General features: G+C 39.4%; 28 protein-coding genes. 13 read left to right on the top strand and 15 right to left on the bottom strand.

Going from position 1 to position 23,118, the window contains the following annotated elements; translation table 11 throughout:
• The first annotated feature begins 27 nt into the window (after positions 1–27).
• Together G532_RS0112135 and G532_RS0112130 are read left to right on the top strand one after the other, a co-directional pair.
• Positions 28–720: a response regulator transcription factor gene (locus G532_RS0112135; RefSeq protein ID WP_027965032.1), complete on the top strand. Its 693-nt coding sequence runs from the start codon at positions 28–30 to the stop codon at positions 718–720.
• Positions 695–1,780, top strand: coding sequence for a sensor histidine kinase (locus G532_RS0112130; protein ID WP_027965031.1), 1,086 nt, complete (start codon positions 695–697; stop codon positions 1,778–1,780). Before G532_RS0112135 ends, G532_RS0112130 begins: the two co-directional genes overlap by 26 nt.
• A 340-nt stretch (positions 1,781–2,120) precedes the next feature.
• Here G532_RS0112130 and G532_RS0112125 read toward each other — a convergent pair whose 3' ends face one another.
• Complete coding sequence (locus G532_RS0112125; protein ID WP_027965030.1) at positions 2,121–3,374, bottom strand: YeeE/YedE family protein; 1,254 nt, start codon at positions 3,372–3,374, stop codon at positions 2,121–2,123.
• 142 nt (positions 3,375–3,516) lie between these two features.
• On the opposite strand from G532_RS0112125, the gene G532_RS0112120 reads away from it, so the two are divergent.
• On the top strand, positions 3,517–3,726 hold the full coding sequence (locus tag G532_RS0112120) for a hypothetical protein (RefSeq protein WP_027965029.1): 210 nt from the start codon (positions 3,517–3,519) through the stop codon (positions 3,724–3,726).
• A gap of 17 nt (positions 3,727–3,743) precedes the next feature.
• Here G532_RS0112120 and G532_RS16200 read toward each other — a convergent pair whose 3' ends face one another.
• The 7 genes from G532_RS16200 to G532_RS0112080 all read right to left on the bottom strand — a co-directional run bounded on the left by G532_RS16200 (position 3,744) and on the right by G532_RS0112080 (position 9,997).
• A complete protein-coding gene (locus G532_RS16200) occupies positions 3,744–3,917 on the bottom strand; it encodes a hypothetical protein (protein ID WP_169513911.1) in 174 nt (57 codons plus the stop codon).
• 15 nt (positions 3,918–3,932) lie between these two features.
• Positions 3,933–4,880 (bottom strand): MBL fold metallo-hydrolase, encoded by a 948-nt coding sequence (locus G532_RS0112110; protein WP_027965028.1) that lies wholly within the window; start codon positions 4,878–4,880, stop codon positions 3,933–3,935.
• Positions 4,881–5,117: 237 nt separating this feature from the next.
• Positions 5,118–5,708, bottom strand: coding sequence for a class I SAM-dependent methyltransferase (locus G532_RS0112100; protein ID WP_027965027.1), 591 nt, complete (start codon positions 5,706–5,708; stop codon positions 5,118–5,120).
• 51 nt (positions 5,709–5,759) lie between these two features.
• Positions 5,760–6,284 (bottom strand): GrpB family protein, encoded by a 525-nt coding sequence (locus G532_RS0112095; protein WP_027965026.1) that lies wholly within the window; start codon positions 6,282–6,284, stop codon positions 5,760–5,762.
• A 135-nt stretch (positions 6,285–6,419) separates the two neighbouring features.
• Positions 6,420–8,093, bottom strand: coding sequence for a BCCT family transporter (locus tag G532_RS0112090; RefSeq protein ID WP_035513002.1), 1,674 nt, complete (start codon positions 8,091–8,093; stop codon positions 6,420–6,422).
• Positions 8,094–8,245: 152 nt separating this feature from the next.
• Positions 8,246–8,602, bottom strand: a complete 357-nt coding sequence (locus G532_RS15680; protein ID WP_027965024.1) for a hypothetical protein — start codon at positions 8,600–8,602, stop codon at positions 8,246–8,248.
• Positions 8,603–8,710: 108 nt separating this feature from the next.
• The gene (locus G532_RS0112080; protein WP_035512998.1) at positions 8,711–9,997 is read right to left on the bottom strand and encodes an MFS transporter; all 1,287 of its coding nucleotides are present in this window, start codon (positions 9,995–9,997) and stop codon (positions 8,711–8,713) included.
• Positions 9,998–10,126: 129 nt separating this feature from the next.
• On the opposite strand from G532_RS0112080, the gene G532_RS15675 reads away from it, so the two are divergent.
• The 3 genes from G532_RS15675 to G532_RS0112065 all read left to right on the top strand — a co-directional run bounded on the left by G532_RS15675 (position 10,127) and on the right by G532_RS0112065 (position 12,397).
• Positions 10,127–10,687: a hypothetical protein gene (locus G532_RS15675; protein ID WP_051189167.1), complete on the top strand. Its 561-nt coding sequence runs from the start codon at positions 10,127–10,129 to the stop codon at positions 10,685–10,687.
• Positions 10,688–10,771: 84 nt separating this feature from the next.
• Positions 10,772–11,392, top strand: a complete 621-nt coding sequence (locus G532_RS0112070) for a GDSL-type esterase/lipase family protein (protein ID WP_169513910.1) — start codon at positions 10,772–10,774, stop codon at positions 11,390–11,392.
• 522 nt (positions 11,393–11,914) lie between these two features.
• Entirely contained in the window at positions 11,915–12,397 is a 483-nt protein-coding gene (locus G532_RS0112065) for a nucleoside deaminase (RefSeq protein ID WP_027965021.1), read from the top strand.
• 466 nt (positions 12,398–12,863) lie between these two features.
• On the opposite strand, the gene G532_RS0112060 is transcribed toward G532_RS0112065, so the two are convergent.
• Positions 12,864–13,577: a DsbA family oxidoreductase gene (locus G532_RS0112060; protein ID WP_027965020.1), complete on the bottom strand. Its 714-nt coding sequence runs from the start codon at positions 13,575–13,577 to the stop codon at positions 12,864–12,866.
• A gap of 157 nt (positions 13,578–13,734) precedes the next feature.
• Here G532_RS0112060 and nadE point away from each other — a divergent pair, with 157 nt between their 5' ends.
• Together nadE and G532_RS0112050 are read left to right on the top strand one after the other, a co-directional pair.
• On the top strand, positions 13,735–14,475 hold the full coding sequence (nadE, locus tag G532_RS0112055; RefSeq protein WP_027965019.1) for an NAD(+) synthase: 741 nt from the start codon (positions 13,735–13,737) through the stop codon (positions 14,473–14,475).
• A gap of 6 nt (positions 14,476–14,481) precedes the next feature.
• Entirely contained in the window at positions 14,482–15,042 is a 561-nt protein-coding gene (locus G532_RS0112050; protein WP_027965018.1) for a cysteine hydrolase family protein, read from the top strand.
• Positions 15,043–15,086: 44 nt separating this feature from the next.
• Here the strand turns inward: G532_RS0112050 and G532_RS0112045 are convergent, their stop codons facing one another.
• Positions 15,087–15,449, bottom strand: a complete 363-nt coding sequence (locus G532_RS0112045) for a DUF779 domain-containing protein (protein ID WP_027965017.1) — start codon at positions 15,447–15,449, stop codon at positions 15,087–15,089.
• Positions 15,450–15,482: 33 nt separating this feature from the next.
• Positions 15,483–17,003: an aldehyde dehydrogenase gene (gene adh / locus G532_RS0112040; RefSeq protein WP_027965016.1), complete on the bottom strand. Its 1,521-nt coding sequence runs from the start codon at positions 17,001–17,003 to the stop codon at positions 15,483–15,485.
• Positions 17,004–17,221: 218 nt separating this feature from the next.
• On the opposite strand from adh, the gene G532_RS0112035 reads away from it, so the two are divergent.
• The 3 genes from G532_RS0112035 to G532_RS0112025 are packed head-to-tail and all read left to right on the top strand — an operon-like array spanning position 17,222 to position 18,221.
• Entirely contained in the window at positions 17,222–17,599 is a 378-nt protein-coding gene (locus G532_RS0112035; RefSeq protein WP_027965015.1) for a DUF2178 domain-containing protein, read from the top strand.
• 13 nt (positions 17,600–17,612) lie between these two features.
• Complete coding sequence (locus G532_RS0112030; protein WP_027965014.1) at positions 17,613–17,816, top strand: helix-turn-helix transcriptional regulator; 204 nt, start codon at positions 17,613–17,615, stop codon at positions 17,814–17,816.
• A gap of 18 nt (positions 17,817–17,834) precedes the next feature.
• The gene (locus G532_RS0112025; protein ID WP_027965013.1) at positions 17,835–18,221 is read left to right on the top strand and encodes a hypothetical protein; all 387 of its coding nucleotides are present in this window, start codon (positions 17,835–17,837) and stop codon (positions 18,219–18,221) included.
• Here G532_RS0112025 and G532_RS0112020 read toward each other — a convergent pair.
• Together G532_RS0112020 and G532_RS0112015 are read right to left on the bottom strand one after the other, a co-directional pair.
• Positions 18,218–18,679: a hypothetical protein gene (locus G532_RS0112020; protein WP_027965012.1), complete on the bottom strand. Its 462-nt coding sequence runs from the start codon at positions 18,677–18,679 to the stop codon at positions 18,218–18,220. The genes G532_RS0112025 and G532_RS0112020 overlap by 4 nt on opposite strands.
• Before the next feature lie 100 nt (positions 18,680–18,779).
• Positions 18,780–19,253, bottom strand: coding sequence for a hypothetical protein (locus G532_RS0112015; protein ID WP_156882590.1), 474 nt, complete (start codon positions 19,251–19,253; stop codon positions 18,780–18,782).
• Positions 19,254–19,435: 182 nt separating this feature from the next.
• Between G532_RS0112015 and G532_RS0112010 the strand changes: the two genes are divergently transcribed.
• Positions 19,436–20,947, top strand: coding sequence for a M3 family metallopeptidase (locus tag G532_RS0112010; RefSeq protein ID WP_027965010.1), 1,512 nt, complete (start codon positions 19,436–19,438; stop codon positions 20,945–20,947).
• 84 nt (positions 20,948–21,031) lie between these two features.
• Here G532_RS0112010 and G532_RS0112005 read toward each other — a convergent pair whose 3' ends face one another.
• A complete protein-coding gene (locus G532_RS0112005; RefSeq protein ID WP_027965009.1) occupies positions 21,032–21,277 on the bottom strand; it encodes a hypothetical protein in 246 nt (81 codons plus the stop codon).
• 15 nt (positions 21,278–21,292) lie between these two features.
• Positions 21,293–21,526, bottom strand: a complete 234-nt coding sequence (locus tag G532_RS0112000; protein WP_027965008.1) for a hypothetical protein — start codon at positions 21,524–21,526, stop codon at positions 21,293–21,295.
• A 407-nt stretch (positions 21,527–21,933) separates the two neighbouring features.
• On the opposite strand from G532_RS0112000, the gene G532_RS0111995 reads away from it, so the two are divergent.
• Positions 21,934–23,067 (top strand): S8 family peptidase, encoded by a 1,134-nt coding sequence (locus G532_RS0111995; RefSeq protein ID WP_027965007.1) that lies wholly within the window; start codon positions 21,934–21,936, stop codon positions 23,065–23,067.
• The last annotated feature ends 51 nt before the right edge of the window (positions 23,068–23,118 follow it).

The raw sequence follows: 23,118 nt of genomic DNA, 5'->3' as shown, positions 1-23,118 counted from the left end.
TAATGAAGGGGTAAAGAGGTGTTACGAATGAAGCAAACCATACTAGTAGTGGAAGATGACAATATGATTCGAAATTTAGTTAAAGTCTACCTTGAAAAAGCGGGATTCGAAGTAATAGAAGCCGTAGATGGTTTAGAGGCTAAAGATCTATTTTTAAATCATCATCCATGCTTGGTTATCTTAGATTTAATGTTGCCAAAAGTTAGCGGTGAGGATTTCTGTGGATGGGTACGTACTCAAGAGCAAGAAGATGTATCAATTATTATGCTTTCTGCTAAGTCACAAGTAACCGATAAAGTGAATGGATTACGGCTCGGAGCAGATGACTATTTAACAAAACCATTTGAACCAGAGGAACTTCTTGCCCATGTCGAAGCAGTCTTACGAAGAACTGGTAGATACTGCCAAAAAATAACCTATGATGGTCTTTGTGTAAAAGTCCGCAAAGGCGAAGTCTCTCTACGTGGAGAACAAATCCAGTTAACAAAGCATGAATTCAACTTGCTTTATCATTTTATGCAAAACCCCAATACGGTTTTCTCTAGAGACCAATTGATAGAGCAGCTTTACCCCAATAGTGAATCGGCAGTATATGATAGAACCATTGATGCACATATAAAGAAACTTAGAGAGAAAATAAGAGATAAAGATCAGACTCAGAAAATCCAAACTGTTCGAGGAATGGGGTATAAATTTGTTCCAGAAGACTCCGTTTTTTAAAGGACTATTATTTCGATTAACCTTTATAAACATTACAATGGTCTCTCTCGCCATAATTCTAAGTAGTTTTGCGATTTATCATACAGCCTGTTTGTTAGTTGAGTCAATTGGCAGCTTGGATCAAAGTGCTCAATCTCGATTCGAAAGCCTACTATTTCAATATTTATTAATCTTCTGCTTAATCAGCATCTTTATCGGTAGCTTTTTACACTTTTACCTAACTAAAAATTTAATTAAACCAATTAGATCGATGATTATTTCAACGGAAGAATTAAAATCTGGAGGATATCCAGAGCCAGTAGCTTACTCTTCCAATAATGAAGTGGGTCAGTTAATTTCACAGTATAACGATTTAATCTCTCAACTGAAGTCGAATACCCAAACTAGAGACAAAATGATATCCGATCTATCACATGAACTGCGGACACCTGTATCTAATTTGAGTGGTTATTTATATGCAATTAAGTCGGGTGACATAGATCCTGATAAGGCAATATATGATTCTCTTTACCAAGAGTCGATTAGGTTAAAGCGATTAATTACACAAATTGACCAATTAAAAGAACTCGATTATTTTGCAGTACAAAACTATATGGATAAACAAAGGACTGAAATCACCGAACATATACAACATTGTTTGGACACATTTAAATGGAGCTATGACAGCGCTAAAATCCCTTTAGAATCGTCAATTCAATCCTGTAATCTGAAAGTGAACATAGAAGGAATTCAGCAAGTAATCAGTAATTTGCTTGATAACGCACTTCATTATCACCAAACAGATTCAGCAGTAAAAGTTAAAGGCGAGGAACATGGTGAAAACTATCGAATATCTGTTATAAGCCAAGGGGAAGAGATTGCTGCTAATGAACAGAAATCGATCTTTGAGCGGTTTTATCGAATGGACCAATCACGGACGAAAGAATCTGGTGGTAGTGGCCTTGGACTTGCGATTGCAAAAGAGATAGTCGAAAAGCATAACGGTGAGATCGGAGTAATCAGTTCGGAAAATGTAAACGAATTTTGGTTTACTATTCCTAAGCCGAATTATAAAGCTTAAATACATGTTCAATAAAGGACGATTGGGGATAGTGCTGACGGCTGATTGAACTTTCTGACGAGCGATTGAAGCTTGCTGACGGGCGATTGGACTTTCTGACGAGCGATTGAAGCTCGCTAATGGGCGATTGGCCTTCCTGACGAGCGATTGGAGCTCGCTGACGGGCGATTGAGCTTCCTAACGACTGATTGAACCTCGCTAACAACTGATTGGACTCCCTAACGACTGATTGAACCTCGCTAACAACTGATTGGAATTCCTAACGACTGATTGGAACTCACCAATACATAAATAAACCCACAAGCGACATTCCCGCTTGTGGGTATTTGTATAGTTTCTGTTAACAGAATGAATCTTTTGATTTTGGTACGGATAAGCCAAAGAGTGGCCGCAAGTACAGAGCTAAGAAGGTTCCACCGAGAGCTAAAATTCCCCAGATGTATCCGTGTAAGCTGAAGGATGCGATTCCTCCGAAGTATGCTCCGATGTTACAACCGAATGCTAAGCGTGCACCATAGCCCATCAATAGACCGCCGATTACAGCTGCGGCAACATTTCCGACTCGAATGCGTGTGAATTTAAATAATCCACCTGCTGCTGATGCAATGAATGCACCGATGATCACACCGAAGTTAAGTACGGTTGTGGAGTCTGTTAAAATGGATGCCTCTAATGCTGCTGCGCTTTCTCCTTGCCAGTAACCCCAGCTTGCTACATCAAATCCTAAGAAGTCTGCAGCTTTAGATCCCCATAAAGCGAACGCTGACGTTACGCCCCACGGTTGACCACGTGTCATTAGTGTTAAAGCATTTAATACTGCTAAGACAATTGCGGCAGCGAATAATGGCCATGAACCACGGAAGATTCTTGAAAAACCTTTTCCAGATGGTACTGGAGCCATTTTCGGTGCGTTTTTCTTCTTCTCAACAATTAATGTAATCCACGCAACTAAAGCGAATAAAGCAATGGAAATTACCCATGCTCCACCATATCCAAAGCCAGTCGTTTCAGCTAAAGAAACTGGTTGATAAGCTGGTAAGTCTTCTGTCCAAAATGGTAAATGGTACGCTCCAACCGTCGACCCAATGATAAAGAATAATAAGGTCACAAACATTACGGTGCGCCCACCTCCGACAGCATATAATGTACCAGAAGCACACCCACCGCCGAGTTGCATGCCGACACCAAACATGAAGGCACCAACTAATAAGCTAATTCCAATTGGTGCTACGTATCCGGAAGCTCCTGTTCCGAAAAATGAAATTCCAAATGCTAAAATTGGAGCAAATAAGGTTACCGCTACTGCCAACATGACCATGTGTGACCGAAGCGCCTGCCCGTTTCCAACTGACATGAATCGACGAAAGGCTGACGTGAAACCAAATCGCGCATGAAATAAGGTATAACCTAATAATAGACCAATAACTAAAAGTAACGCTTGAACGCCATCGTATGAGGTCATTAAGTGCACCATTAAAATCGCTGATGCAATTAGGGCACCAATAATTAATTTATTCTGTGGTTTATTTAAACCAGTATCTTCGCGTTCGATCGGATCACGAACTTCATTTACTGGTTGAACTTTTGTAGCCAAAGCTAACACTCCCTTTTCTGATAAACTTAGTCGGAATTATTTTCAACGTAGTCTATCATATTCGTTTTTATGAAGAACGTCAATAAAATTGCATACTTTTTTTGTGAGGAAATGATAGACTAGTTTAGGAGGGGTGAAACCAATGATTAATTCCAAGATATCTAAATATTTATTATGGATGGTATTCGTCCCTACCGTCATCATTGCACTCCGGTATGTGGCGGATCGCTATGCAGAAAATGATAGTGTCTGGCAGAATTACTTCTTAGTTTGGGTCGGTTTTTCTATCGCTGGTTTCCTATTAGTAAAAATCAATCAAACCAATTCAAATTCCAAAAACCCAAAAAAATAACCAACCAATTCAGTCGGTTATTTCTCTTCTTGACTATTCTTTTGCAACTGGTACATCTTATTTAACGTTGTACTTATGTTATAAAGCACGATAAATATAAATGCCAGCATAATAAATGTAACGATTTCGCCTGTAAAAACCGCAATTACTCCAACTAACACAAAATACAGGCTATAAAGCCAACCACTCACGCAAATTCTCCTCTTTTATTGTTTTTTGAAATAATCAACTAATCCCATCGCACATACATCTAAATCTAACATCAGCAAGTCAAACACATCCGATTCCGGGGGCACGCCGTTTTCTACCAAATAATTTTTCACCTGTGTCATCAATTGGGTTGATATAGCCTCCGCCGCTTGTTCATCCTCATCAAATTCCTTGAGAACTTTCTCTGTAGTGGATAAAAAGATAGGTAACCAATTTCTAATTTGATCATAAACGGAAAACGGATTACTAGATTGGCCAAAGTGCCCAAAAAAGATCTGATCGGGACGGATCTCTTCAATCTTTTCTAAAGAAGAAAGCATTGCCACTGGATCAAATTGATTTGGAGAGGTGGAAGGCAACACAAAATCGCCTACATACTCTTTTACGTGCGGGTATAGTACACCAATCGTATCCCCTGTGAAAAAACCATTACTCTTAGAATCATGAATCGAAAAATGATGCTTGGCGTGACCTGGAGAGTCATGGAAAGTAAGCGTACGTCCTTTCCCTATGTTCAACTGTTCGCCGTCTGCTTTTTCGACTAGTCGTTCTTCCGCAATTGGTACAATCGGATCAAACAACTCATCAAATTTATCACCGTAAACAACTTTTGCCCCTTTGATTAGCTTACTTGGATCCGCTAAATGACGTTTCCCACGTGGATGCACGTAAACCGTGGCGTTTGGACAGTGCTCCATAAATAGCCCCGCACCACCTGCATGATCTAAGTGGATATGCGTTACAATTAAATGCTTCACATCTTTGGGATCGATATTTAATTCTTCTAGTCCTTGAAGCAAATAAGGAATAGACGGACTTGCACTTGTTTCAACAATTGTAAGTTCATCCGCGTCTATAATATAAGATCCAGTTCTTTGAGGCATTTTCAAATCGTATAAATCGACTAATGAAATATCATTTCCTAAATCTACTGTTTGCTGCATCGATTTCCCTGCTTTCTTTTTAATTCATAGTAAGTTTCAATATTTCTTTCCTGCATACCTGCCTGTAAAATAAAATTCTACGCCAATCGGTTGCCACGTTGTTTTCAATCAACGATAATAAATATATTCTAACCGACGAAAGGAGATTGTTATGCAAGAATTCCTATTTAGCAATGCTTTTTTAATTTTTTGGATACTTTTTTTCGCTATTATAATTTGGATTTTCTTTAAAAAAGGCTAGGGAAGTCTTGCTTTCAGAATGAGGAGCAAGCCCCGGTAATGCGTTTTTTCACTTAATATTTCTAAACCTGACTGCTCCAAAAGCTTACCAGTTTGTCTGTTTAAATGGCATCCTGCTGCAAGTCGCTTCCATATAGGATTGATGACATCTTGCGTACGCCCAATTTTGGAATGATCCATTCTTACATGCTCCAAAAATAATAGCGTTCCACCCGGTTTCAACACCCGCTTTATTTCTTTCATTGCTTCTTCTGGGCGAGGGATGGTACAAAACACCAATGTGCTAACAATGGTATCAAAGCTATTTTCTGCAAATGGTAGGGTTTCCGCCTCCCCGTGTACCATGACAACCTCTGCCTTTACCTTTTCAGCACGTTTGAATGCGTATTTGATCATCTGGTTATCTGGTTCCAAAGCAGTAATGGAAACGCCAGATGGATAATGAGGAAAATTCACTCCGGTGCCAGAACCAATTTCTAATACCTTCCCACAAGCACCTTTTAGCAGTTCTTTTCGCATTTTCGCAAATGAATACTTTTCGACCGGCCGCATCATTACATCGTACATATTAGAAAATATTCTCCCCATCACCTCACCTCTCTTATAAACCAGTTCCCTAAAATTGTAGTTCTTGAAACGCTAAATTTTTTTTTGAACAACTTGATTCACAAACGCCTCTTTTCCATCCGTATAAGCAGCCTCGTCAGTAGGATATTGCTCAGCTAAACGGAGCTTTAATTGTTCATACTGTAAAGCCAAAGCAGGTTCTGCGTTTAGGCGATCTCTAAATAAAAGATGCTTCTGCCACCAGTCACCGCCATGTTCAACGATATGAAGAATATATGTTTTTGTAAGGTGTTCAAGAGAGGAAAATTTCGCAGCCACCACTTTGCCCTCAAGCTTTACTTTTAAAAAATAATAATCATTCTCCACCATTTTCCTTTTATCCAATTTCTCTACATTATCTAAGTCCTCCACCCCAATCATGATATCAATGATCGGCTTAGCTTGAATTCCTTTAATGGCCGTACTACCAATATGTTCGATTGCCACGACTTGATTTCCAAATATCTCACCTAAAAGCTCTTTTTCTGCTTGAAATAAAGCTGGATACGCTTCCTGTTGTTCCATTAAAACAACCGTTCCTTTGTTTACACCTAACATATAAATCCCTCCAATGTAGTTTCCTACTTAAGTATAAATGGGTTTTTTAGGAAAATGCAGTCTAAAATTATCTGAATTTTTATGCTATAATAGAATAGGAAAAGGAGCTACCTTTGTAGGCAGCTCCTTTTATCTTTACTCCTTATCCTGCTGGTCATCCTTCAGTGATCTACGGTTTTGCTTCTTCTCTTCACGCTCTTGTTTCTTCCGTAAACGTCTCGCTCGCATACGCTCTCTTACACCTTTATAATCAACCACAATTGTTTTCGATTTATACTGGTCATCATCTTTAATGTCACCCGTTGAGGCTTTCATAAAGGCCCATCCGAGCAGGAACATAATGAAGATCAGCGGGAAACCACCTACAATACTCGCGGTTTGTAACGTGTCCAATCCACCTAAGAACATTAACGTTAGTGGCATTAAACATAGCGTAAATGCCCAGAATAGTCGGTTCCAACGCAATGGTTCTTCATTTTCTAGCTTTTTCTGTGTTACAGAAGCTAAGATAAAGGAACTGGAGTCAAACGTTGTTGCTAAGAAAATAACAGCTAAGATTACAAAAATAGAAACCATTACTTTTGCGAGTGGTAGCTGATTAATAATGGAAATAATCGCAGCAGGTGCACCCTGTTCATTTAATACATTAATGACATCAAAGCCACCTGACATTTGCAAATACAATCCAAAGTTCCCCATGATTCCAAAGAACAACAAACAACCAATCGAACCATATACCATCGTTCCAAATATCATTTGGCGGATAGTTCTACCACGGGAAATTCTGGCTATAAACAGACCTACAAATGGTGCGTATACTAACCACCAAGCCCAGTAGAACACGGTCCAACTTTCCGGAAAACCTGTTGCTTCAAATTCACCCAAATTCGCAAATGGCTCCGTCCAGGTGCTCATTCGGAAGAAGTTATCTAAAATCAACCCGATACTATTCGTCGTGGTATCGACTATGAATTGTGTTGGTCCGAGTATTAAAATGAATGCTAGTAAGAATAGCGCCAAACTTAAATTTATATCGCTTAATCGCTTAATCCCCTCTTTTAATCCAACATACGAACTGATTCCGAAAATTGCTGTTACTAAAAGCAAGATAATCGTCCGCATGGTCATGGTGTCCTCTAAACCTGTGAGTTCAGAAATACCACTTGCGATTAACGGGGTTCCTAAAGCTAATGTAGTTCCAGCCCCGCCTAATAAGCCGAAGATGAATAGAACGTCTATGATTTTCCCAACAAACGTATCCGCCCATCCTCCGATTACTGGTCGAACTGTTTCAGACACTTTAATTACCGGCGTCTTTCGTACATAAAAGAAATAAGCCATAGGGATCGCAGGTAAACAATAAATCGCCCACGCTATTGGTCCCCAGTGAAAAATTCCATACGTGGAAGCCCATTGAATCGTTTCTAGCTGCTGCTCACTTGGGTCTAATCCAAATGGAGGACCCTGGTAGTAATAGGCCCACTCGATCGTAGCCCAGTACAGGATACTAGAGCCAATACCCGCACTAAAAAGCATTCCGGCCCAAGATAACGTGCTAAATTCAGGTTTATCATCTTCACCAAGCTTCACATGACCATTTTGACTAAATGCTACAAAAATTAAAAAGAAAAACACACCAAGTCCCATTAATAAGTATAAAAACTTAAACCTACTAGATACAAATTCATTAACAATGCCAACTATTTCAGCTCCCGCGTCTGGAAATAGTACTAGCGGAATTACTACCGCCAACAATAGAATGAACGAGGCAATAAACGTCGGCCAATCAATTAAATTGGTTTTACGCACAATTTTCTCTCTCCTGTCTTTGTCATATGTTTCTAGCATGTTACTTAAAATACTTTTTAGTCATAAATTTCATAAAAAAGGGTGACCTAAAACGTATTTAGAATCACCCTCTTACCAGAACTAATCTGATTTTCTATAATTTTTGTATGACTTTAAGACTCTTCGTCGGTGTCTTCACCGTCGTCGCCTTCATCGCCACTGTCATCTGTTTCTTCTTCTGCGTCTCCACCTTCGTCGCCTCCAGTGTCTCCACCGTTGTCGCCGCTAGCATCACCGCCGTTACCATCTCCGCCATCTTCGCCATCATCTACATCTAATTCAATATCTACATCTTCACCATTTCCATCATCACCGTCTCCAGTAAATAATGGGAATACAAAGTAAATAAAGAAGAAAATAATTAATACAACAATAATAATAGCGGTAATCGATTTGATTGCCGTGGAACCTGTGCGATCTGGTTCTTCACGACGTTCGATTCTTTCTTCTTCTTTTCTTTCGTCTACCATGTCTGTCATCCTCCTTTTTAATATCTTGTAAGTACATTACCCTAAACAAATAGAGTAACTAACGGATTTTGTCACAAAAACGACAAAATGAGAAAATATACCTAATTTTTATCGAACTAACTTCGTATCATCTGGACCTTTATTAAACCACGCAACGAAGATCGCAAGTAAAGGAAACACTAGCATGGCAATAAGAATTTCAGTGTATCCACCAAACCAATCATAGGCAAGACCGAATGGTAACGGACCTAATGAAGAAGCAATTACTGTTGAAGTTACCCCTACTCCTTTTAAACTTCCTAAATAACCCGTCCCGAAAAAATTCGGTATAATTAACCCTAAACAAATCGTTCCAAAACCTGCACCCACTCCACGCAAAAACCCGAATACTAATGCCGAAGCAAATGAATCAGCAAAGAGAAGTACGATTAAAGCAGTTGTTTCAATGATTAACGTTAGTGCAAAAACTTTATGTAAAGCGAAACGGTCCAACACAAACCCTGCAATGAACGAGAGTGGAAAAGCAACCAAGGCCATCATACTGAGTACGAATGACGCTTCTCCTCTTGATATCCCTTCTTCTCCAAGGATAGAGACCATATGAAAAGTCAGGCCAGTATTAACCATTGCCGGAACCGCAATACAAAATAGAACGCCCCAAAAGCTCCATGTTCGAATCGCTTGATGGAGCGGCCAACTTACTTTATTGATCTCACTGTTTATTTCCTCAGAGAATTCTTTATACTTTTTTTCAATCGGTCCATCCGGTGCCAAACCATATTCTTCAGGTTTATTTTTCACAAAAAGAATAATGAGTGGAATATAAAATAAACACAGAATCGCTGCCCAAACTTGCCATGCCCCGCTCCAACCAAATGAAGCAATGAGCCAGACGTTTAACGGAGGTAATGCAGCCGCACTAAGAAATCCTCCGATCTCCATAAACGCCATCGCCTTCCCTCTTTTTCTAACAAACCATTGCGGAACAAGCGTATTTGGAACCATCTCCATTAATCCTTGTCCAAACATACGAATAAGAAAGAAACCAATAAACAACATAATCGGTCCTAAAATAAAGCTATTAAATAAACAAGCGATCGTTAACATAACCCCAGCAACAATCGACATCGCCTTTTGTCCCCGTCGATCAATCATTTTTCCAAGTAAAATCATCAAGCAACCAGATAATAATGTTGCCCCAGAGTACATAGATGAAACAAGCGATTGACTCCAACCAAATTCCGTGATGTATGCATCAATAAAAATAGAAACCGAATACGTTTGACCTGGTCCCGAGAAAAAGACCCCTAATGCCGCCATAATAACAATTACCCAACCATAATAAAACGGAGTATGTTTCACTATGACATCATTTGAATTCTTTTGAGCTTCCACACTTACACCTCCAAGCATATCGCTGATAAGTATATCACGAATTTTCTCTCCATATCTTTCTACGCATTTGTCACGAATTCATTAATTGTGAATATCTTAAGGATGAGGATGAAAGGAAGGTGGATTACATTGAGTAACAATCAACAACCGTCAAATATGATGCCAAATAATCAACACCCTGCGAACATGATGCCGAACAATCAGCATCCGATGAATATGATGCCAAACAACCAACACCCGATGAACATGATGCCAAGTAACCAACACCCCATGAATATGATGCCGAATAACCAGCATCCGATGAACATGATGCCAAACAACCAGCATCCAAACATGGAGTCACCACAACAAATGGATCCAAAGAAACACAAGAAGCAGATGCAAGATTTGTGTCGTGAACATCAATTACATTTTGTGCAACTACATTTAAATGATGGCCAATTAGTCGAAGGAATCATCGATGAGATTTCTGATGATGGAGTAACGATCCTCATCCCTTATGGTGATCACGATCGCCAAGAACAAGAGGACTCCCGTCAGTGGGGGCAATGGGGTGGATGGGGTGGCCCTGGTGGTCATGGCTCTTATGGATACGGCCCCGGAAGATACCCTAGAAGATTCAGACGCTTTAGAAGACACAGATTCCCATACGGAAACTTATGGCGTTTTCTCTTCCCAGTTTTCTATTAATAAGTAAATAAGATATACACCCATTCGAATCTCTCCCCTTTTTCATATTTATAAAAGAGGGCGAGAGAAAGGATGGGTATTTTTATGAGAGAAATTATCTATAAAGCACTAGGTGATTCATTAACTGTAGGTGTTGGAAGTAAGTTCACGAAGGGATTTGTACAGAAGTATGCGTCAGATCTCTCTCACGAATGGAAAATACCTGTTCGTACAGAAGTCTTCGCAAGAAAAAGATTGCTAAGTGAAGACTTAGTCGATTTGATGCAAGACCCTTATGTCCAAGAACGGCTTACCTATGGAAACCTGTTCACAATCACGACCGGAAGCAACGATTTACTACGTGCAAATCGCCTGCTTATGCGAACAGGTAACCCAATGTATTTCGAATACGCTTCCTTTCAATTCGAAGAAAACATTTTTAGAATTCTCGATACCATCCATCAATTAAAAGCTGGGTCTACGATACCTTATCAAATTCGCTTAGTTGGTCTCTACAATCCATACCCAGAATTAACGTATAGTGACTATTGGATTCACCGTTGGAACCATACTTTATACAGCTTTGAAGACCAAGTAGTTCGCTACGTCCATGTCTATGATGAATTCAGAGCTCACCACCGGAAGCTGCTCGCCTTCAAAAGCATACATCCAAACAAACAAGGGTATCATGTAATTGCAAAGAGGCTTTTAGAAACAGGATTATAAAATAGGAGAATTATATATGAGCTTTTTTGGATTGAATCCTGATTGGAGTGTGCTAACGACTGATTGGACACTTTGAATCCTGATTGGAGCGGGCTGACGACTGATTGGACACTCTGAATCCTGATTGGAGCGGGCTGACGACTGATTGGACACTTTGAATACTGATTGGAGCGGGCTGGCGACTGATTGGACACTTTGAATACTGATTGGAGCGGGCTGACGACTGATTGGACACTTTGAATCCTGATTGGAGCGGGCTGACGACTGATTGGACACTTTGAATACTGATTGGAGCGGGCTGACGACTGATTGGACACTTTGAATCCTGATTGGAGCGGGCTGACGACTGATTGGACACTTTGAATACTGATTGCGGACTTATGTAAATAGGTGGCTCAACACTTGTAATAAGCTATTTCTTTCGTTTATTTTTTTTGTTCATTTAGATTGCAATCAGGTATGTGGGTTAATATATAATAATATGAGTAGCCTATACATTTGTGGGAAAAGAGGGGATTTAAGATGATAAGTACGTTCGATTTAAGGCAGTTAGAGCGTTGTGTGGAGCTAGCGAAAACAGCCCTTGAAAAAGGTGACGATCCGTTTGGTTCAGTCCTTGTTGCGGCTGATGGAAAAGTGCTTTTCGAGGATCATAACCACGTGGCAGGTGGAGATCATACTCAACATCCGGAATTTTCTATTGCGCGGTGGGCAGCTAAGAATATGAGTCCCGATGAGCGCAGTATAGCAACGGTGTATACCTCAGGCGAACATTGCCCGATGTGTGCTGCGGCTCACGGGTGGGTTGGTTTAGGTCGGATTGTCTATGCTAGTTCGTCTGAACAACTTATACAATGGATGAGTGACCTGGGATTGCCCCCGTCACGTGTTCGGAATCTTCCCATCCAAGAAGTAATCCGTGATGCTGTAGTAGATGGACCTGTACCAGAACTTGCAGAACAGGTTCGCACACTCCACCAGCAGCTACATGAAAGAAGAAAATAATTTATCTAGAGGGAGAAGAAGAAAAACATTGGAATTGTTTTCTTAAAACATACGTACATAAGGGTCACAGTAGCAACCCATAGATTGGGGGTACGTGGTCAATTAGATGGACACTTTGAATCCTGATTTGATCGTTCTCACGACTGATTGGCCTTTTGGATCCTGATTGGATTTCCTAACGAGCGATTGGAGCCTGCTGACGGGCGATTGGGCTTCCTGACGGGCGATTGGAGCCTGCTGACGGGCGATTGGGCTTCCTGACGGGCGATTGGAGCCTGCTAACGAGCGATTGGGCTTCCTGACGGGCGATTGGAGCCTGCTAACGGTTGATTGGGCTTCCTGACAGGTGATTGGAGCTTGCTAACGGTTGATTGGACTTCCTTACGAGCGATTGAATTCATTACCGTAGTTATTCCCCGAAAAAAATCGGCAGCCACAATGTGACTACCGATTCTCAATAAATTATTTATTTGTCGCCACAATCATCGCCTTCACAATACTCCGTTTTCGCTCCTGTATTGATCATTTCTAATTGATTTTCAGCTTTTTCTTCCTCGTGTACTTTTTCCAAAATCTCTAAAAAAGTTTCACTTGCTTGCGCGCCAGAAACGGCATATTTACCATTAAACACGAAAAACGGTACACCAGTTACTCCAATTTGACGGGCCGTTTGTTGTTGATGAACAACCGCATCCCTATAATCTTCTCGCTTTAACACTTCCAAAGCAGCTTCTCGGTTCATTCCTACATCCGCTGCACAATCTGCTAAAACTTCATGATCTCCTACATCCTTACCTTCTTTAAAGTAAGCTTGCATTAACCTTTCCATCAAAGCATCCATCTTACCTTCTTTTTCAGCATATTGGCTTAAGCGGTGTGCATCTTCCGTGTTTGCAGGTTTAACCTGATCGAAATTCATTTCGACGCCTACTTCTTTTCCTTGCTCAGCCATTTGACGGTTCATTTCTTGTCCTTTTTCATAAGGGACATCGTACTTTTTTGCCAACATCGCATGAATGTCCTCCCCGGGCGCTGGAGCAGCATCTGGGTCTAATTGAAAACTACGAAAAGTACTTTCAACACTTTCCTTATCTGCAAACTTCTCTAAAGCTTGCTCAAAACGTTTCTTTCCAATATAACAAAATGGACAAACTACATCCGAATAAATTTCTACTTTCATAATGATCCCCCTAAAGTAATAATAAACCGTACTTTTTTATCCACTCACATTATTCATTATTGGCGCTGAAAAATCAAATAAACTGACTAGAAAGGTTTATTTTCTTAAAAAGGAAGGAAAGTATACAAGTAGAAAGTAATTCAGGAGGAATGTAGTTGTGGAAAAACATATAGAGTACTTAGTAGATTGGATTAGAGACCAAGTAAATGATGCTGGTGCAAAAGGCGCCCTTGTAGGTATAAGTGGAGGCATAGACTCTGCTGTTGTTGCTTATTTAATCAAACGAGCTTTTCCCGATCATTCTTTCGGGGTGATTTTACCAATCAATCAACGTGTGGAAGATCAAACAGATGCAGTTGCAGTAGCTGAGAACTCTGGCATCCGTTACGTTGGAATTGAACTAACAGATACTTTCCATACAGCAGTGAAAGCTATGCAAGAAAAAGTTTCAAATGAATGGAATGAGGATAACGACCGCATGGTAAAAGCAAATTTCCAGGCGCGACTTCGCATGAGTACGATGTACGCTGTTGCACAAAACTATGAGTATCTTGTAATCGGTACAGGGAATGCACCTGAGACCTATACTGGGTACTTCACAAAATATGGTGACGGTGGTGCAGACTTGATGCCGCTTCTGAACTTAAGCAAGCAAGAGGTCCGAGACATGGCTGAAGCTTTAGGAGTAACGGAACAGGTTATCAGCAAACCACCTAGTGCTGAGCTTTGGGAAGGACAAACAGACGAGGACGAATTAGGAGTCTCCTATGACAAAATCGATGCATATATACGAGGAGAATCGATTGGTGAAAAAGACGAAAAACGTGTAAAAGAACTATATGATAGCACGAAGCATAAACGCGAAATAGCACCTGGACCAGACAGATTTAAAGGGTGATAAAATATGAGTAAAAACACCGCATTATTAATTATCGACATGTTAAATTCGATGGATTTCGAAGGAGGAGACGATCTTCTTTACCACACGAAACCGATTGTTGAACCTATTCTAGATTTAAAAAAACAAGCGAACGAACAAGGACTCCCGATTATTTATGTAAATGATAATTTCGGGTTATGGCAAGAGGACAAAGATGACTTGATTGAGCACTGTTTAGAAGGTCGGGGCAAAGAAACCGTAGAAGCACTTCGTCCAGATGGCGATGATTATTTTATTATCAAGCCTAAACATTCCGGTTTTTTTGGAACACAACTAGACATCTTGTTACGACAGTTAAACATCGATAACCTCGTTCTAACAGGGGTAGCTGGTGACATTTGCATTTTATTCACCGCTAATGATGCCTATATGCGAGATTATAAAATGTGGGTTCCTAAAGACTGTATGGCATCTGAACATTCGGACGATAACGATGCCGCTTTACAGATTATTAGGCGATCTACTTATAGTCATATTGATACGACCAAGGAAAAATCAATCTCTGATTTATTTGGTAATTACTAATTAAAAAGGAACTTCGCCTATCAACTTAGCGAAGTTCCTTTTTATTAATCTGCCGCCTGAAGCTCTCTAAATTCCTCATCCGTAAACGCACGTGATCGTGTTAAAAATCGTTTTCCTTCTACTCCTTCTAAAGAAAACATTCCACCTCTTCCATCGACCACATCTATAATCAGTTGCATGTGCTTCCAGTATTCATATTGGTTTGTATGCATATAAAATGGTGCTCCACCGATCTCGCCCATATAAATATCTTGGTCGCCAATCATTAAATCACCATCTGGATAACACATCGGTGAGCTGCCATCACAGCAACCACCTGACTGATGAAACATTACTGGACCATGCTTTTCTTTTAGTTTTTCAATCAACTCCAAGGTTGCATCCGTCGCTGTGACGCGTTCTACCATCACACATCATACCTTTCTGTACATATTTTGATTCTAGAAAAATCCTAATTTCTGCGGGCTGTAACTAACCAATAAGTTTTTCGTACGTTGGTAGTGACCAAGCATCATCTTATGGTTTTCACGTCCGATACCTGACATTTTGTACCCACCAAAAGCTGCATGGGCAGGGTAGTCATGGTAGCAGTTTGTCCAGACACGACCTGCTTCAATCGCACGTCCGAAACGGTACGCGGTATTAATATTACGTGACCAAACACCAGCACCTAAGCCGTAAAGTGTATCATTAGCAATCTCAAGCGCTTCTTCATCTGTCTTGAAAGTAGTAACTGCTAATACGGGACCGAAGATTTCTTCTTGGAATATGCGCATTTTGTTATGACCTTTGAATACTGTTGGCTGGACATAATACCCGTCTGCGAAATCGCCGTCCTTTTTGTTTTGTGCACCACCAGTTAAGCAATCGGCACCTTCTTGCTTACCTACATCCAGATATGAAAGGATCTTTTCCAACTGCTCACTTGATGCTTGAGCACCCATCATTGTGTTTGGATCTAACGGATTTCCTGTCGCAATTTCTTCAACTCGTTTCAATGCACGCTCCATAAATTCATCGTAAATATCTTCATGTACTAAAGCGCGAGATGGGCATGTACAAACTTCCCCTTGATTCAATGCAAACATAACAAATCCTTCGATCGCCTTATCTAAAAAGTCATCATCTTCGTCCATGACGTCTTTGAAGAAAATATTCGGCGATTTACCGCCTAATTCTAACGTCACTGGAATAATGTTTTGAGAAGCATACTGCATGATCATACGCCCGGTCGTCGTTTCACCAGTAAAGGCGATCTTACCGATTCGTGGATTCGATGCGAGCGGCTTTCCTGCTTCTAACCCAAAGCCGTTGACGATGTTAAGCACACCTGCTGGCAACAAATCCTCGATTAGTTCCATCAATAAAAGTATTGATGCTGGAGTCTGTTCAGCTGGCTTCAATACCACACAATTTCCCGCTGCCAAGGCTGGCGCCAATTTCCACGTCGCCATTAATATTGGGAAGTTCCACGGAATAATTTGGCCAACCACACCAATTGGTTCGTTAAAATGATACGCTACCGTGTCATTGTTAATTTCCCCTAAAGAACCTTCTTGCGCACGAATCGCTCCAGCAAAATAACGGAAGTGATCTACTGCTAGCGGTAAATCCGCATTCAATGTTTCACGCACAGCTTTACCATTATCCCAAGTCTCAGCAACTGCTAACATCTCTAAGTTATTTTCAATTCGATCAGCAATTTTATTTAAAATATTTGCACGTTCAGCTGGAGAAGTTTTCCCCCACGCTTCTTTTGCACCATGTGCTGCGTCTATAGCTAATTCAATATCTTCTTTCGTTGAGGCAGGAATGTCACAAAACTTTTTACCAGTAACAGGAGTTACATTATCAAAATAATTACCATTAACAGGAGCCTTCCACTCCCCACCAATATAATTTTCATAACGCTCTTTAAAATTTACTACTGCACCATCTGTGTTCGGAAACTTGTACGTCATACCTTCTCCTCCTTAGTATAAATAGATCTAGCAAGAAAAACGTCACTACATAATGTATGCGCTTTCATATTTGCATATGAAGACAAGCTCCATTTTCCCCGCACCTTTTATATTATCAAAAAATATCGAATTTTCAAAATAAAAGAACCTGTTTACAGACATTTATATGTAAAGTAGACTTAACATTATGACTTTTCCAAGTTCGGGGGAGGAAAACAATGAAGAATATTTCGAGAAAGATTATTTTGGCGAGTGCGGTTATACTTGGTTTAGTGGGTTTAACCATAATCATTATTGAAATTACGAGCGGTAATATCCCATTTGAGGTTTTAAGTATACTAGGTCTTTTATTTTATTGGATTACATCTATTTACTTAGATTCTCATTTGGAGAGTGGGGATGAACGAGCAACTAAAATAAAGGAAAAGAGTGCCTTTTATACATTAGGAGTTTTAATTTTGTATATGATTATATTTTATATGTTTATTAGCTACGGCAATCTTGAAATACTAGCATCAGAGTTTATATTTTACACAGTCTCACTACTATTTTTAGTACTAGCAATTTCGTTAGTTATCGTTTCAAAGAGAATCTAAGTGAGGTCATCTAATGAATAATTCAATCAAAGAAAAACGAAAACATGCCGGACTTACCCAAGACGCTTTAGCAGAGAAACTCAGTGTCTCTAGACAAACCGTTATTTCTTTGGAAAAAGGAAAGTATAACCCTTCTCTGCAGCTAGCGTTTGACATAGCTTTCGTGTTTAACTGTACAATCGAAGAAGTATTTGAACCAGAAGAAAAATCTAACTAAAACGAAGGATGACTTACGATGAAAAAACATACATTAGGACCGATCTACCTTACCATTGTCATCATTATGAGTGTAATGGTGATCGCCATTAACGTCATTGACATCATGATTGGGCAATTCCCTGATCCAACTGGCTTGATGCTACTTAGCTTTGCGTTTACGACCTGGACAATCTACTTTTTATATCCACAATTCCGACAAGACGAGGAACGTGCGTCCTTAATTAGAAGAAACGGTGGTATCTTGTCAGTTGTTCTTTTCGTTATCCATTTCATATTAACTTTGTTCATTATCCGATTCCCTGATCTAGGGCTTGCTACGACAGAAATAGTATATTACGCTTTCGCTTCTTTGAATGCGACTGTTTGTTTTGCGTTTATATTTGTTAGTAAGTCGATTGATTAGATAGTCTTTCCGTTTATATTTCTTTCAAGGGCTTCGATCGCTTGTATATAAGTAATTATATTAAGAAATACCAACAACAGATTAAACCCTATTCCCCATAAAAGTTCATTTCGAGTTCGTTCAATCTTGAAATAGGAATAAACAGCCATGATAAGTGTAACTACAGTTATAATAACAATGTTTAACGAGTTCCAAAGTCGATCTGCATTCCTAGCGACGATCTCCACTTGCTCCTCTTTGTCATTAAACCGACTCGCTTCTACTGTAACTTCTTCATTGTATTGAAAGCCTGTAAGAATAGTAGCGGTCTCTCCATCACCTTCTGTTATGTAGTGTATACCGAATATATTATATTGATAGAAATTTGCGTAACATATTAAGTATACGATTGCCCCGACTAATAAGAGGGAGACAGTATTTCGCAAATGTTTATCCAGCCAATCCTTAATATTTTTCAATTTCCCCACTCCACTGTTAAAAGTTCCTGCTAGGGTATCATAATTTTAAACAATTTTGCATAAATATAGTGAATTTACTATAAACGACTTCTCTCTATTTTTAAAATCCATTGAAAACAATTCTCTCAATGCCGAGATGCTGTAAATAATAGAGAATAGCTGTCAGAACTAGGTTTATGATATTTATTATTAATAAGGAACCAAATTTCTTAAACGTTCGATGCTTCTTAATCATCAACATTGTTTCACTAACGAGCCCCGCTACCATAATGCAAATAGTACCGAGAACAATCGAAGCTAATGTAATCCTTCCAGATAACCAGTCTTCTTGATCTTCATAACTAAAATGATCATGCGCTTGCACATGGAGGTTTGTATTGTAGTTGATGCCTGTAGATACTGTAATTCCTGTCTCACTAGCCTCTTCTAACTGATAATGAAACCCAAAAATATTGATATGATAGAGAAGCCCAAATGTAATTAAAAAAGCAATCAAGCTAACTAATAAAGATCTACGCCTAGTAAGAGGGTCTAGCTTCTCCCTTTCTCTCCACCTTTTTTTAAAAGAATCCACTATTATCACTCCGTTGTTAAAAACTTCCTGTAATGGTACCACAAGTTTCCTTCATATTGTAAATAAAATAAAAAAAGTGCTAAAAATTATTTCGCCTTTCTAAATAAATGACTCGAACTCCTTTTCACGTTGTGTTACGCTTTTTATGTGGAAAAATTTTTAAAAGGGGTTGTCAGAATACTATGACAAATATAGAAAAGATTGCACAAGAGTTGCAGGAAGAACAAGCACAATACATGCGACTCAACTGGACACAATTTACGACTGGATTTGATTTCGGGATTAAAGAGCAGTATGAAAAGATGATGGGTATATTAAAAGACCAGGAAAAATTCGCTGCAATCAATGAATATAAAAAGCAAGATTTATCAGAGCTAGAACAACGCAAAGCGGAGATTATACATAACAGTTTTGAACCTTTCCACCTCTCCGAAGAACTAAATGAATTAAATGCTAAAATTCAAGAGCAAACGAATGAATTATCGAAAACGTTGAACACATTTCGTTATACGTTTGAAGGAAAAGAAGTGTCAGCCGTTGAGCTTGGACAAATTTTGAGTATGGATCCTGATCGCGAACGACGTAAGGAAGCTTTTTTCGCACGTAACCAAATTAATGACTTGATGGTCGAACGAGGATTCATTAACTTACTCAACTTACGAAAAGAACTTGCGGAGAAGTATGGTTCAGAAGATTTTGTTGCGATGAAATTGGAGCAAAATGAACTGGAACAAGATACATTCGATGGATGGGAAGAGGAACTACAACAGATTCTTCCGAAAATGAAAGAAGGACGTCGCCACTATGCGCAGGAGTTTTTAGGCGAAGACGAAATCATGCCTTGGGATGAAGCTTATATTCAATCTCAGCTTGCACCTTCCTTGAATGCTCAAGTAGACATGTCCGAGTTCCATACACATGTTTCCGAGTTGTTCGATCTCTTTGGAATCAATTTACGCGACATGAACATTACTTACGATATCTTTCCACGGAAAAATAAATCGGAGTGGGGTTATAACTTCGGAATTGAATCAGGTAAGGACTCCCGAATTTTAGCCAATGTGAAAAATAAGTTTTACGAATATGGGGTGCTCCTGCACGAGTCTGGTCACGGTGCACATTCCTTCTTGCTTGATCCAGATGAGGTTATTTTAAACAAAGGGGTTAGTGGAATTATCAGTGAAGGAATCGCTAATTTATTCCAAAGCTTTCTTTACAGCCCTGTGTTCTATAAGAAATTCTTTGACGATCACGAAAAAGTGGAACAAGAATTTAAACGATTAAAAGAATTCCAGAAACTAAATTCATTACGTAGCATTGCTCGGATCTTCTTCGATCACAAATTGTACCGAAGGGAGATTAACTCCATAGATGATATATATGAATTATACTGGCAAAATCACAAGGACGTTCTAGATGAAGAACCATTCGGAGAAAAGCCACCATGGGCCTTCATCATCCATTTCACCACCCACCCAATTTACATGCATAACTACTTCATGGGTGACGTGACATGTGAAATGCTTGAGCAAGTATTTAAAGAAAATTCAGGTGGAGAAATACTAGATAACCCGAAGCAATTTGGTGATTTCCTGAAAGAAGAAGTCATCAATCCTGCTGGTAGATACAAATACAACGACTTGTTTAAGCGAATTAGCGGAAATGAATTTACGCTAAAATATATGACAGAATAAAACACGAACCTCCAGCTATCTTTGATTCAGCTGGAGGTTCGTTTATTTCATAAGTGTGTAAAACAGTAAATTTTCCCTTTTTTACTACATCGCCCACCTAATTAGTTCCACCGCGGTCCCAATAAACAATGTCGCACTAGCAAATGCAAGTAATCCTCCAGCAATTTTCTGGTTATTTTTGATGAACCAGTAGCCGTTAAGTATAAAGAGAGGCAGGACAAACAACGTAACTAAGCCTAGTACAGGTTGTCCTGGCGAATAGATTAGTAAATACGTAGCTGCGATTAATACAACGATTGTATACAATCCAATTATCTTTTTCATATTCATTTCATTCCACCCTATCTAACTAGTAAATTCTATTAATGCTACCACTAACACAAGTATCCCTGCTGCTAGAAAGCCCCAACCGAGAATTCCTTTCTGTCGATTCAGTTCAGCTACAGACAATAACACTAGCATAATTCCCATGATTAAGGACATTCCAGCTGGAGTTAGTGAATACATGTTAGTAAATGGGCTTACGATCACTATTAAAAAGCCAAACATTGCTATCATAAGTGCGATTCTTTGCCACATGATCTTTCCCTCTCTTTCCATGAACCTTCTCTGTACTTATCCTACCATAATTTAATTCTTCTCACTTATTTTCATAGATTTTCAAAATCTTTTTACCTATTTTCATACATCTTACTTCATTTATATAAACTAACTTCCTTCACCATTCACTTCCAATATATTCTAAATTTCTGAGTTTTTCGTATAACTATAATTATTTTTCATGATGTAAATACTGGAAACTAAATCAAAAGTCGGGTTTGAAATTATTTTTAATTATCATATAATTCAAATCATTCCAAAAAATAAGTCGGGTTGGAACATACATATTGTTTAGATTCGTAATGCTCCCCCCCTTTTAATTGTATAACGATCTATATGATTTGCTTCCTACCTGACTTATTTTAAATTAGAAAAGGAGTGGAGACATGAAGAAATTATTATCAGTTATTTTATTAGTAGCAATGTTAGCTGTTCCTTTTAATGGAACTGTATTTGCTGACGACTCTCAAGAAAAAGAGGATTATTTGGTCATGTTTGATGGGCCAGCATATAATGGCCTTCTTAATGCCTTTGGTGTAGAAGGAGGAGATGTAGTCAACGAATATGAACTATTAGATGTTGCCCACTTAGAGCTCACAAGCGATCAGGCGGATGGGTTAAGTAATCATCCTCACATTGAACATTTAGAGAAAAATGCGGAAGCACATAAGGTAAATCAAACTACACCTTATGGCATCGATCAAGTTCAAGCAACAGAAGCGCAGAATCAAGGTCATACAGGTGAAGGTGTTGATGTAGCTGTTTTAGATACAGGCATTGATGCATCTCATGAAGACTTGGCTGCTAACGTTCAAGGCGGACACTCCGTATTTGACGATGCTGAAAACAGTGATCCATATAACGACGGAGACGGTCATGGCACGCATGTTGCAGGAACAGTAGCGGCAGCAAATAATGATACAGGCGTTGTCGGAGTTGCTCCACAAGCAAACTTATATGCAGTGAAAGTTTTAGGTAATGATGGTAGTGGTTCTTATGCTGGAATCGCAGAGGGCATTGAATGGTCTATCAATAACGGAATGGACGTAGTAAATATGAGTCTTGGTGGACCTACAAGTTCTCCGATTCTTGAGGAGTTCGCTGACCTTGCAAATGAAGAAGGGTTATTAGTTGTAGCTGCTGCAGGAAATAGCGGAAGTTCTTTAGGTTGGTTCGATACAGTGAATTATCCAGCAAAATATGACTCTGTCATGGCTGTTGGAGCTGTAGATGAAAATAATAATCGCCCAAGTTTCTCTAGTACCGGCCCAGCTGTAGAGATTGCAGCACCTGGTGTGGATACTTTAAGCACTGTACCAGGAAATGATTATGCTTCTCTTAGCGGAACTTCCATGGCTTCCCCACATGTTGCAGGGGTTGCAGCAAGCGTATGGGCGGAGAAATCTGATTTATCTAATGACGAACTTAGACAGCTGTTAAAGGATACAGCAGTTGACTTAGGAAATGAAGATCACTACGGCGCAGGACTTGTGCAAGTACTTGATGCTTTAAATCAATAATAATTACATGAAATAGAGAAGGCGAAAAACCTTCTCTATTTTTTTGTGTAA

Origin of the sequence: Halalkalibacillus halophilus DSM 18494, assembly GCF_000423105.1 — a bacterium.
In the GTDB taxonomy this organism is placed as follows: Bacteria; Bacillota; Bacilli; order Bacillales; family Alkalibacillaceae; genus Halalkalibacillus; species Halalkalibacillus halophilus.
Note: the sequence above shows the minus strand (reverse complement) of the source record. Positions and strands in the feature narration are given on the sequence as shown.